This is a genomic window from Amycolatopsis sp. PSD-21 (assembly GCF_055561455.1).
On the sequence record NZ_CM145712.1, the window covers coordinates 2,541,250 to 2,553,592 of the forward strand.

Annotated in this window: 9 protein-coding genes; 2 read left to right on the forward strand and 7 right to left on the reverse strand. The window is 65.9% G+C overall.

Annotated elements, in window-relative coordinates:
* Positions 1-116: 116 nt before the first annotated feature.
* Entirely contained in the window at positions 117-4,067 is a 3,951-nt protein-coding gene (locus tag ACZ1DY_RS12340; RefSeq protein ID WP_465484398.1) for an nSTAND1 domain-containing NTPase, read from the forward strand.
* Positions 4,068-4,107: 40 nt separating this feature from the next.
* On the opposite strand, the gene ACZ1DY_RS12345 is transcribed toward ACZ1DY_RS12340, so the two are convergent.
* The 4 genes from ACZ1DY_RS12345 to ACZ1DY_RS12360 all read right to left on the reverse strand — a co-directional run bounded on the left by ACZ1DY_RS12345 (position 4,108) and on the right by ACZ1DY_RS12360 (position 8,182).
* Entirely contained in the window at positions 4,108-4,545 is a 438-nt protein-coding gene (locus ACZ1DY_RS12345; protein WP_465484399.1) for a hypothetical protein, read from the reverse strand.
* A gap of 741 nt (positions 4,546-5,286) precedes the next feature.
* Positions 5,287-5,595 carry a hypothetical protein gene (locus ACZ1DY_RS12350; protein ID WP_465484400.1) on the reverse strand — a complete coding sequence of 103 codons (309 nt, stop codon included), beginning with the start codon at positions 5,593-5,595 and terminating at the stop codon, positions 5,287-5,289.
* A gap of 332 nt (positions 5,596-5,927) precedes the next feature.
* Positions 5,928-6,419 carry a beta-class carbonic anhydrase gene (locus ACZ1DY_RS12355; RefSeq protein WP_465484401.1) on the reverse strand — a complete coding sequence of 164 codons (492 nt, stop codon included), beginning with the start codon at positions 6,417-6,419 and terminating at the stop codon, positions 5,928-5,930.
* Entirely contained in the window at positions 6,416-8,182 is a 1,767-nt protein-coding gene (locus tag ACZ1DY_RS12360; protein ID WP_465484402.1) for a SulP family inorganic anion transporter, read from the reverse strand. The genes ACZ1DY_RS12355 and ACZ1DY_RS12360 overlap by 4 nt, the downstream gene beginning before the upstream one ends.
* On the opposite strand from ACZ1DY_RS12360, the gene ACZ1DY_RS12365 reads away from it, so the two are divergent.
* Entirely contained in the window at positions 8,160-8,549 is a 390-nt protein-coding gene (locus ACZ1DY_RS12365) for a CBS domain-containing protein (protein WP_465484403.1), read from the forward strand. The two genes, ACZ1DY_RS12360 and ACZ1DY_RS12365, sit on opposite strands and share 23 nt — an antisense overlap.
* Before the next feature lie 28 nt (positions 8,550-8,577).
* On the opposite strand, the gene ACZ1DY_RS12370 is transcribed toward ACZ1DY_RS12365, so the two are convergent.
* The 3 genes from ACZ1DY_RS12370 to ACZ1DY_RS12380 form a co-directional block, all read right to left on the reverse strand.
* On the reverse strand, positions 8,578-11,019 hold the full coding sequence (locus ACZ1DY_RS12370; RefSeq protein ID WP_465484404.1) for a PEP/pyruvate-binding domain-containing protein: 2,442 nt from the start codon (positions 11,017-11,019) through the stop codon (positions 8,578-8,580).
* A gap of 24 nt (positions 11,020-11,043) precedes the next feature.
* The gene (locus ACZ1DY_RS12375) at positions 11,044-11,190 is read right to left on the reverse strand and encodes a hypothetical protein (RefSeq protein WP_465484405.1); all 147 of its coding nucleotides are present in this window, start codon (positions 11,188-11,190) and stop codon (positions 11,044-11,046) included.
* Positions 11,191-11,389: 199 nt separating this feature from the next.
* Entirely contained in the window at positions 11,390-11,632 is a 243-nt protein-coding gene (locus ACZ1DY_RS12380) for a hypothetical protein (RefSeq protein ID WP_465484406.1), read from the reverse strand.
* Positions 11,633-12,343 lie beyond the last annotated feature (711 nt).

Sequence of the window (12,343 nt, forward strand, 5' to 3'; positions counted from 1 at the left end):
TACGCAAGCCTGCGGTGACACCTGAATACGGGTGCTGCAGGGGAACTGCATTCTGGCACCTCGAACGCGTCAGGTTCGCCAGCGCACTGCGAGATCGTTCTCGAATAGTCGACTCAATGCAGATTTCGAAGCCAGTCGGTGGTGAGACGATCATTTCGCGTACGTGGCTGGAATCGGCCGACCACGGTAGCGGCCGTTGTCCGGTCTCCCTGCGTGGACACCGCAGTGGCGACTTCGGGAGAATCCCTTCGCCCAATGGCAACGAAGGGGGATCGGTGCCTCGTCCTGAACGTCCTCTCAAAGCCGGCGATAGCGAGGTACTCCGCTTCGCCGCGGATCTGCGCAACCTGAGAAAAGAGGCAGGTAGCCCTACATACCGCAAGCTCAGCGAGGTCGCCCACTACTCCGCGGCGACTTTGTCTCAGGCGGCTTCCGGACGCAAGCTCCCAGGACTCGCGGTGACGTTGGCCTACGTTCGCGCTTGTAACGGTGACGTCGACGTGTGGCGCGAACGTTGGCATGCGCTCTCGGCTGAGGAGCAATCGGCGGTGGCCGCCGAGGCGAATGACGACGCCGCACCGTACGTCGGGCTCGAGGCTTTCCAGGAGGCCGATGCGGACCGGTTCTTCGGTCGCGAGCGCTTGCTGGACACCCTGCTGAACCACTTGAGCGAGCATCGCGTGGTGGCGGTGTTCGGGGCCTCCGGCGCGGGAAAGTCCTCGCTGTTGCGGGCGGGGCTGTCCGCCCGTCTGCGGGACCGGCCGGGCATGAGGGTGCTGTTCACTCCCGGCGCGCGGCCGATGGAGGAACTGGCGATCCAGCTGGCCGCGCTCACGAACACCACGCCGGGCCAGCTGCTGGCCGAGCTTGCCGAGGACCCGCGTGCAGGGCACCGGCTGGCCCGCCAAGCGTTGGCCGGACAGCCTGAGTCCGCCGAAATCATCCTGGTGGTGGATCAGTTCGAGGAGACATTCACCCTTTGCGCGGACCAGGGCGAACGAGCCTCGTTCATCGGTCAGCTGGTCGATGCGGCCATGGCGCAGGGCAGCCGGTGCCGCGTCGTGTTGGGCGTGCGGGCCGACTTCTACGCGCACTGCACGACGTTCCCGGCGTTGACCGAGGCATTTCGCGACGCGCAGCTGCCGGTCGGTCCGATGTCGGCCGAGGAGTTGCGCCAGGCGATCACCCAGCCTGCGGTACGTGCGGGCTGCACTGTGGAAACGGCGCTGGTCTCGCGAGTGATCGCGGATGCCTCCGGCCTGGCCGGAGTGCTGCCCCTCTTGTCGCACGCGCTGCTCGAGACGTGGCGCCGTCGGCGCGGCGCCGCCCTTACTCTCGCCGGTTACGAGGCCGTCGGGGGTATCGACCGTGCCGTGGCCCGTACTGCCGAGAATGTCTACAGCGCCTTGGAGCCGGAACAGCAACGGCTGGCGCGCGGTGTATTTCTCCGGTTGTGTGCTTTGGGGGAGGGCACCGAGGACACCAAGCGCAGGGTACATCCGGACGAACTGGATACACCACAGGCCGATGTGGTTCTGGACCGGCTGATCGAAGCCCGGTTGCTCAGCGTCGGGCGAGACAGTGTCGAGATCAGTCACGAAGCGCTCATCCGATGCTGGCCTCGATTACGTGCCTGGCTCGACGAGGACCGGGACGGTCTGCGTGTCCATCGCGATCTGACTCAGGCCGCGGCAGCTTGGGAAGCCGTCGACAGGGACGAGGGCGCGCTGCATCGCGGTGCCCGGTTGGCGGCCGTCCGGGACTGGACGGAGTCAGGGGATCGCACGCTGAGTTCCAGCGAGCTGGACTACCTGAGCGCCAGTCTCGCCGCGGAGTCACGAGAACGCCGACTCGCCCGTCGCCGGACACGGCACCTGCTGCAGCTGATCGCGCTGTTGAGCGTGCTGCTGCTGATCATGGTCACTTCGCTCGTTTTCGCGTTTCGAGCCAGCGATGAAGCGACCGGCCAGCGTAATCTCGCCCTGGCACAGAAAGTGGCCACTCAAGCGAACGAACTGCGGCCGAGCGATCCGCCGTTGGCCGCGCAACTCAGTCTCGCTGCACACCGCTTGGCGCCTTCCACCGAGACCACAGGCAGCTTGCTCAGTTCGTTCACCCATCCCTTCACCGCCCGTCTCGATCACGAGATCAACGCGACGGCGTTCAGCCCGGACGGCCGGTTGCTCGCCGCCGGTGGCGACGACCGGACGATCCGTTTGTGGACAAGGGACATCCCGAACCACCCAGTCCTGGTCGCCGGGCTGCCCGGGCAGCCTGAGGATGTCGAGTCGCTGACATTCACACCGGATGGAGAGGCGATGGTGAGCGGTACCTACAACGGCGGAGTCCAACTCTGGGACGTTTCCGAACCAGCGAAGCCGGTGATCTTGTCGACCTTCACAGCGCACAAGGACGCGTTGCTTCAAGCCCGGTTGAGCCCGGACGGACGCGTTCTCGCCACTGCGGGCGCCGACCACGCGGTACGCCTGTGGGACGTAGCCGACCGGCGTAACCCAACCCACCTCGCCGACCTCGCTGGCCACACCGACACTGTCTGGACTGTCGTGTTCCGGCCGGACGGGAAGGCCCTAGCGAGCGCCAGCGACGACCGTACCGCCCGACTCTGGGATCTCTCCGACATCCGAGAGCCGCGCGAACTGAGCAGGATCACCGCCCAGGACCTGGTGAAGTCGGTCGCGTTCAGCCCCGACGGCCGCACACTGGCCGTAGCCGGATACGAGCACTCGCCCGCGTTGTTCGACGTAACCGACCCGGTCCGGCCTGGCAGGCTCGCCTCGCTCAGCGGTCACCTGTCGCCGCTGCAGGCCGTCGCGTTCAGTCCAGACGGGCGAACTGTGGCGACCGCCGGCTGGGATCACACGATCCGGCTGTGGAACGTCGCCGACCTCCAGAACCCGGTGCCCATGACGGTACTCACCGGGCACAGCAACATAGTCTGGTCGCTGACCTTCGGCCCGGATGGGCACACACTGGCCTCGGCAAGCGCCGATCACACGGCGCTGCTGACAGACATTCCCGGGCCGGTGCTCACAGGTCATGCCAGTGCTGTCACCTCAGGAGTGTTCAGCCCGGGCGCGGACCGGGCAGTGGTCGCCAACGAGGATGGCACCGGAGGTCTTTGGAACGTCACCGATCCCTACCGGCCAAGGCCCATTGCGCAGCTTGCTGGACCGACAGGGCCGCTCAAGTCGATGGCGTACAGCCCGGACGGCGCGACGGTCGCCGCGGCCAGTATCGACGGTGCCCTCGGGCTGTGGGATGTTCTGGGGGCGCCGCGAGTGCTGCCCTCCTTGCTCTCGGGCGAGAGAAGCCTGCGGGCGACTGCATTTTCCCCGGCCGGCCGGATAGTGGCCGCGGGCAGTGACGACGGGAACGTGTGGCTGTGGGACGCCACGGATCCGGCTCGCGCGCAGCTCTTGAGCAAGGTGGGCGACGGCAAGACCGATGCGGTCAATGCGATCGCCTTCCGCCCTGACGGTCGTGTGCTCGCCGTGGCAAGGCTGTCGACCATTCTCGTCTGGGATGTCTCCGACCCGCGACAACCGGTCGTGCTGGCCGAGCTGGCACGACACACCGACACTGTGCAGGACGTGGCGTTCGCCCCGGATGGACAGCGCCTGATCAGCGGTGGTCTGGATCGCACGGCGCGACTGTGGAACATCGCCGATCCTCGACAGCCCGCTCTCGAGGGGGTACTCGCAGGGCACACCGGAGCCGTGCGCGGGGTCGCGTTCTCGCCCAACGGTCACACCGTGGCCACTGCCGGAGTGGATCACACGGCCCGCCTGTGGACAGCGGCGGCAGGTGCGGCCGAACCGGAGCTGGTCGCCGTTCTGAAGGGGCACACCGATCGCGTGTACTCGGTGGCGTTCAGCCACGACGGCCGGATGCTGCTGACCACCAGCGAAGATCGCACCGCACGACTGTGGAACGTGGACTCGGACAACGTCGCCGCCCGGATCTGCCGAACCGCCTATCCGCGCATCACGGCCGCCCAGTGGGAGCATTACCTGCCTGGCCTGCCGTACCGGCCACCGTGTTCGTGAGGACGGGTGCCCCACCACGGGGATGGGGCACCCGTCGAGATCATGGCCTGCTGAAGACGTGCTTGTTGCCGCCTCGCCCACCGCAGTTTTCGATGGCGAAGTCAGGCGCCGTCTGGTCGGCCAAGATGGTCATCTTGCCGGGGAACGTCCGGTGCACCCCATAAATCACTTCACCGAACGGACCGAGCTCTCTCGGCGGCAGGTACACATGGTTGCCGTTCGCCCCCACCACCGCGCTGTAGATCCGCAGCGTCGCGCCACTGAAGTTCTTGTACCGCACTTCCGCGACGTGATTGTCGTTCCCCGCGGGGTTCCCTCTGAGTTCGGCCCAGACGGTGTTACCCGGCCGTGGAACACAGGTGTGGTCGAAAATACTGTACCCACCACTAGGACCGAACGTCCGTTCCAGCACCGCGGCTTGGGCGGGTGCCGCGGTCACTACCGCCACCGCCCCCACCGCCAACATCGCCGCGGTCACCGAGATTCCTCGCCTCACACGCATTGAATCTCCTCCATTCCCAGCACCTCCACAGGCGCCGAGCCCCAGATCTACCGAACAGGTGTTGTTCACGATCGGTCTCCGGCGACTGAACAACCAAAGCTCAAACAACGCGACGGCCGCAGCCGCATACAGCCGGGTGACTCGCGAGTGGGTGGGTGCTGCGGGAGGTGCGTCAGCCGGACGGCGACGTCTGGCCGAGGGTGTCGACGACGAGAATGACGAAGGCCCCGCGCCGAGGGGGAGGAGCGCGGAGCCTTCGGTCGCCAGCGTATCGGGCCACTTCGGTTTAGGCAGCACGGAATGACTCATAATTACGAATTCGTAGAGACGGTCCGATGGATCACCTGAAGTGGTTGTGCGCGAGGGCTTCACCCCCGGCTCTTTCTTGGCGGTCGTTATCTGACGGTCCGTATGTCAGGGCGAAGTAGTGGAGGATGCCGCATTCGACGGCGTGGCGCTGCTTGTAGACCTTGGGATGGCGTCCACGGTGACGGTGCCCGCGCCGGCGAAGGTCCACGAGCCGCCCACGCAGGGGGCCAGCTCCATGCGCGCGCTGCGACGGCACGGCCAGTCGGCCCGATCGCGCCGACGGCGGGGTTCACGCTGCCCAGCACGATGCCGCACTTGATGAGGAGCGCGGCTGGAAGCCGAAGCGGGCGATGGTTCGCCCGCGACTGGCTGAGAGGCCTCATGTACTGTGGGTATGTGTGCTGCACGTCACACAGGCGCAAGGAGATGGGGGAGCCGATGTCCGGACTGCTTGGTCCGCTCGCGCTGATCGCCGTATTCGTCGTTCTCATGACGGCGCTTCGGCTCGTCCACCTGAGGCAAGACCGTCGGGACGAGGCCGTGAACGCCGGACTGTCGAACGGAAAAGAATCCGACAGTAGCGAAGGATGAGCCCGGCAGGCCCGGCGCGAACGTCCTAGTCGTGACGCCATGCATGCCGCCGAGATGGCCGAGGAATTCCCGGTCGTGGGCATGGATTCCGGCGCCCTCGATGCGGCGCGGCTCCTCGCCGGACACCGTTTGCCGGCATCAGGGGTCACTGATCGGACCGGGCGCCCGCAGTCGGTCCCGCCCCCGCGTCCGAGGTGGTCCGGCTTCTTGTCCCGTTCTACTTTCAGGACGACCCGCCGCACGCTTGCGTCCTTGAACGAGTCGACGGTCGATCGTGTCGCCGACAATTTGGGCGGCCGTAAGGTGCGTTCACTCCTTCCCGACGAGCCTGCTGGGCTGCCGAGGGTGAATTCCGACTACGCGATCATCGAGGTCGCGGCCGCGGTCATGCGGGGCAAGACGCTCCTCGGCGTCCCGGCTTCTGGAACTGGCGCTCGCCCCGCGTTGAAGCCCTGTCGCTACTCGATTTCGGTCAATGCCCCGCTCTTGACGTCGTAGACGAAGCCGCGAACGTGGTCGGTGTGCAGGAGGAAGTCCGAGCGCTTCACCCGTTGCATTGATCGGCGGACGCTGTCGGAGACCTCCCGGAAGGCTTCGACCGACCACGTCGGGCGCAGCCCGGTATCGGCTTCCAGTTCGTCCTTGAAGTCGTCTTCGGTCACCAGCGACAGCCCGCAGTCCGTGTGCTGCACGATCATGACTTCCCGGGTGCCCAGTTTTCGCTGGCTGAGTGCCAGCGAGCGGATCATGTCGTCGGTGACCACACCGCCGGCGTTGCGCAGCACATGGGACTCGCCTTGGACGAGGCCGAAGATCTCGAACACACGTACGCGCGCGTCCATGCAAGTAAGAACGGCTACCTGCAGGGAAGGGCGAGGCGATCGCCGGTCACCCGGTACCGCGTCGCCGAGTTCGAGGTTGCGTTTGAGGAGCACGTCGATCGCCGTCATGACTTTCCTTCGCTCGAACGGTCGGCGGCTTCGGGTTCCGCGGTCGCAGCTGCCGAGTCTCCTCTGACGACCGTTCTGAGCTTGCCGCGCTGATCGGCGTTCGCGAGCGCGACGAGTTTATGCTCGACGTGGCGCGGCAGGTCTTTGAGGTGAAGTTCGACGTCGGACTTGTGGGAGTGATCGATGAAGGTCAGCAACCCCTTCGCTCCTGACATGTCCATGTAGCTGACGTTTTCGAGGCTCAGCGACACTTTCGACTCGTTGTTCCGCAGCCGGGTCAAGACGCGATCGATGGAGAGGAACGACAGAGGGCCTTCGACATGGTAGGTGCCCGTTTCGTCGTAGACGACGGATGCCTTACTTCGCCGAGATTGCGCGAAGTGCACGACAAGTGCCACGGCGACGCCGACCGCGACCGCCATGGTCAAGTCGACGAGGACCGTGATGATCATCGTCGCGAACATCACGACGACGTCGCCTCGAGGGGCGACGTGGGTTTTGCGCAGGCTTTCCCAGTCGAACATGCCGATCGCGGTAAGGATCAGGATCCCGGACAGTACGGCGAGGGGAATGAACTGGACGGCCGCCCCGAGGCCCGCGACCAGCGCGAGCAGGATGACGCTGTGCGTCGCGGCAGACAGCGCGGTTTTGCCGCCGCTGCGGACGTTGACCACAGACCGGACTGTCGCCCCCGCGGCGGCCAGTCCGCCGAACAGGCCGCTCGCGATGTTGCCGAGCCCCTGCCCGACCAGCTCCCGGTTGCTGCGATGCCGCCGGCCGGTGATGTTGTCCATGACCACCGACGTCAGCAACGAGTCGATCGAACCCAGCAGGGCGATACTGAGCGCGGGCAGAACGAGGGTGAGCAGCAAAGACCCGCTGAACTCCGGGAAGGTGAGGGACGGGATGGATTCCGGGATCTGACCGATGTAATCGACCGCGCCGTTGAGCGAGATCGATCCGATACGCAGATTCGTCAACAGCGACTCGGCGAACGGGAGGGCCGCTGTGATGATCACGAGGGCGATCAGGCTCGCCGGAACCGACTTGATCACCCGCGCCGATACGAGCATGAGCACGATCGTGACCGCGACCACCAGGAAACTCTTCTGAACCTGGTCGAGCTCGCCGAGGATGATGATCAACGCTATACCGCCCATGAAGCCCGAGACCACAGGGTGCGGGATGAAGCGGATCAGCGATCCGAGGCGGCACAGTCCGAACAGGATCTGGAACGCGCCGGCCATGATGAACGCGAGGAACGCGCCTTCGAGCCCATGTGCGGCGATCACCCCAGTGGCGACTACGGTGATCGGGCCGGTTGGGCCGGTCACCTGGGCGGGAGTCCCCCCGAACACCGCGGCGAAGAAACCCGCGAAGATCGCGCCGTACAGGCCGACGAGGGCACCTTCGGAGGTACCGGTCGCGGTGATCCCGAAAGCGATCGCCAGCGGTAGCGCCACGATGGCCACTGTCAGTCCGGAAAGCAGTTCTCTGGCGAAACGCTGGACCATCGGTCTCCGCTCTAAGGCATGCCTCCACCTCGGCCCGAGGTGGGCCAGGCCGCCGACCAGACTTCCCGGCACTCCTGGGCGTAAAGATGCCCTAAAAGTGTGCAAAGGTGTAGTAAAGATCGACCTTGTCACCGGTTTGGCCCATTTGACCGGTTTGACGTATTCTTGTGCGATGTTCGCGGACGCGGTGGCCGAGACTTTCCCGGTTGTGCGCGTGGACTCTCTCGTGCTGAAAGCGGCGCGGCTCATGATCGAGCACCGGTTGCCCGGCCTGGTCGTCACCGACGACGAGGGCCTGCCGTGCGCGGTCCTGCCCGCTGCGGACGTCGTGAAATTTCTGCTGCCGAGCTACGTCCAGGAAGCTCCGGCGTTGGCCGCGGTCCTTTCGGAAACCATGGCGGATCGCCTGGCCGACAAGGTGGGCAGCAAGACTGTCGGTGAGCTCCTCCCCGCGCGACCGCCCGAACTCGCCGTCGTAGACCACGATGACAACCTCGTCGAGGTCGCGGCCGTGATGGCCCGGCTGAGCTGCCCGCTCGCCGCGGTCCTGCGCGACGGCAGGTTGATCGGGGTCATCACCGCCTCCCGGCTGCTGGAACGCGTGCTCGCGCGCTGAGCGACCCCTCGTCGCCGGCGAGTCGCGGTCAGCCTTCGTCCACTATCCGCACCGTGCCTGCGGTTCCGTCGATGGTGATCAGCTGGCCGGTGGTGATTTCGTGGGTGGCATTGCGGACGCAGATGACTGCCGGAATGCCGTATTCCCTGGCGACAGTGGGGCCGTGCGCGACCGGTGAGCCGGTTTCGGTGACCAAGCCCGCGGTGGTCAGGAACAGCGGGGTCCATCCGGGATCGGTGGTCGGAGCCACGAGGATCTCGCCCGGCTCGATGTACGCGCCGACCGGATCGCGGATCACGCGCGCTTTCCCGGTCGCCTGCCCCGCCGCGCCGGCCATTCCGGTCAGCACGCCGTCTTCGGCGGGCCCCGGTGGGGCGAGCGCTTCCACGTCGGTTCCGTCGGAGAGCAAGGCGCCGGGGACGGTGTGCCGTTTTAACTCTCGCCGGTGGTCCGCACGGCGGGCAGCTATCAGGGGACGGTGGTCGGTCGCCTCGTCGACGGCCGCGCGTGCTTCGTCGAGAGTCAGGAACATGATGTCGTCGCGGCTTTCCAGCAGGTCGCGCGAGACGAGGTCGTCGCCGATGAGGAGGAGTTGGCGTCGGGAGGCTTGAATAGCGGGCAGCCACGCGAATTTCCCGATCTCCCGCAAGCCGGTGAGCTTGCGCGACCGGCGCATGAGGAAGGTCGCGATCCGCCCCCGGATCGGCCGCCGGCGCCGAGTCCGGTGGGACAGCGTCTCGATCATCGCTTCGGCCTTTTGCGCGGCTTGGCGGAATCGCTGGTCCGGTGCCTGCTCGGGGTCGTCGACACGGAGGTAGTTGGCGATAGTGGCGAACAGAGGCGCCGGGTCCTCGTCCCAGCGGGGCATGCCGACATCGATCTCGGCCGCGGCGCGCATCCCATACTTGTCCAGGAATCCGGCCATCCCGATGTCGGGCAGACGCCCGGTGCGGTACATCGCGGTCAGTTCGCCCGGTGGGGTGGTGAGGAACAACTCCCGGTGCTGTCGCGCGTTCACCGCGAGGCCCCAGAGGGCCAGATCCATCTCCGTCGTGACGTTATGAGGCATTCCGCCCAAGACGATGTTCAGTTCCTCGTCCGTGGCGATGCCGTTGAGCAGGCCGGAGGGAGCCAGCCCGAGCACGATCCCAGCCATCAAGGGCCCCGTGAGCCCCAGCATGCCGCGGCTCATGATCGCTCGATGCGAGTCCTCGACAACCCATCTCAGCCGTTCTGCCGTGGTCGCCGAGCCCGGGGGCGGAACGATCTGGCGCCGGATCTCCTCCACCGCGTGGTAGGCGCGGGCGCGTGCCGCGTCCGGGCGGGTCAGACTCGACACGAACCCTGCGACCGCGCTCGGCGCTAGTCCGGCTGTGGCCCTGAGGATGTTGCTCATCCGGAAGGGAAAGCCACGCCGCGGGGCGAAGCGTGGATCGGTCATGATGCGCTTGACGGCGCCTTGCACCCGCGGTCCGTACACCTGCAGGGACGTCGGCAGCCGCTTGCGCATGGCCTTGCTGCGGACGAAGTCAGTCAGGTCGAAGTAGAGCCTGCCGCCGATCGGCACCAGCCGTGGCAGTGGATCCCGTGGGTCGCTTCGGACGCCGTTCGCTTGGAACCACATCGCCGACCCGGTCTTCAGCAAGGAGATCCCCATCGGGGTACACGGGCGGAGCATACCCTGGATGTGGCCGAACTCGAGGTACAGCCGGGTCTCGCCGGTGTCCGGTGGCTGCGGGAACAGGGTGGTGATAGGCCGGGACTGCAACAGCCACAGCAGTCCGTCGGAATCGATCGCCCACTCGATGTCTTGCGGGGAGCCGAAATGCCGTTGCAGTCGCAGACCGGCGTCCCGGAGCCGTTCGAGCTGCCGCGTATCGAGACATCCCCCGGGCTGGTGCGGCATGGTCCGCGCGCGGTGGGCGAAGACGTAGTGATCGGGAACGACGGTGCCGTCGACGATCGCGGTTCCCAAACCGGGTGCGGCGTCGACGACCATCTCGGTGCGGCAACCGGTGATCGGGTTGGCAGTGAACAGAACACCGGCCGCGACGGGGTGGACCATCCGCTGGATCACCACGGCCATGGCGGCTTCGTCGATACCTACGGAGCCGCGGTAGGCTACGGCCCGGTCGGAATGCAAGGAGTTCCAGCACTTGCGGACGGCGTCGACGAGCGGGACGGGCCCGTCGACATCGAGGAAGGTGTCCTGCTGGCCCGCGAAGCTGGCATCCGGGAGATCTTCGGCCGTGGCGCTGGAACGCACCGCGACCCGGCCGCCGCCGAGCCGCTCGTAGGCGCCGAGCAATTCCTTCACCGGAAGATCGCGCGATGTATAGGCCTCGACGGTCAGGCAAAAGCCATCCGGCACACGCTCGCCGGCCTTGATCATCTCACCGAGCCCGGCCGCCTTACCGCCCACCAGGCCGATCATCGAGCCATCGATCTCGGACAGACTGACCAGCTTCATCGCTCCTCCTCGTCACGTGGGTGATCAGGTGGTCCGGCGGCGTGCCCGATACGTCGCCGCGGCGACGAGCACCAGCAACGCGATGCCGAACGGGATCGCACGACCGGCATGGTCGAGCATCACGTTTCCGAGGCAGGCGACGAGAAGCACGATGGAGATCGGCGCCCACATGGCCTTCGTCCTTTTCTCGGTGGTCGGAGTACGGGTAGTGCGCGTAAAGCGTGGTTGGTTCTCGGACTGTTCTTCAGCCTGAGCACCCGGCGAACTTGATGCCTGCATGACAAGCGCGGCGTCCCGAGCGCTTCAACGGTGCACGACCTGCTGAGTTACCTTCTGCTATGGCCACGTCGGGTTGTGGTCGTACAGTTGGTCATCGCCTTTCGCTCTTGCTGGTGTGACCACGTTCGGCGGTCATGAAAAGCCACAACAGAGCGAAAGCGGTGATGGTGACACCCAATGTATCGGTCCAATGACCGGTGAAAGCGCCGTCGATCCAGACAACGATCCAGCCTAGGGCGGCCGGAAGTTGCAGATACCGATAGCGTCGGGGAATCGCGCCGAGCAGAACCATGAACAACAACGCGAAAATAAGCGCGGGGGTGACCTTGTCCATGGGTGTTTTCCTTCTTGAGGCCGGCCGTCGGTGATGGCCACTGTGGTCGCTTGAGACAGGCAGTTGACGACGGGAACGCGAGTCGCGGAACGCCGCGTGAGCGATGAGGGGATAGTGGTTGCGGCGGGGGCGAAACGTAGTGGCCTTCGATCGTTTCGCGAACGACCCGCGATACGCTCGCGTCATCACGTCGACGTCGTTCAGCGGGTTCGGACAGCCTTCGCAGGTCCGCCTGATTGGGTGGTTCGGAACGTTGCCGACCAGTGAACAACACCAGGCCGAACGTTGAGGTGAGCGTCATCACAGTCCCGTCCGCGTCGAACAGCCCACCCGAGTGGATGAGTTGTGCCGACCAGACTTCCCGGCGCTCCACGCATAAAGATGCCGTACTGAAGCGGTGAACGCAAGTCAACGTCAGCCGCCGTCACCTCGTGCCAAGAAAGACTCGCTGAAGCCTGCAGAGCCATACCAGGCCACACGTGGAGCGACGGCCGAGCCAAAAACATGTGGTGCCGGGCGCGGCGGCGGGAGCGCGTTTTCCGCAGGGAGCGCCGGGAAGCTTGGTCGGCAGTCGCGACCTTCTCGTCCGAGAAAGGGCTCGCCATGTCCAGCATGTCGTACCGGTCGCGGCATGCGCTTCCGGCCGCCGAAGGTTCACCGCAAGATGATCCAGCAGGGCGTTACTGCGGGGCTATCGCCGTTCATTCATCG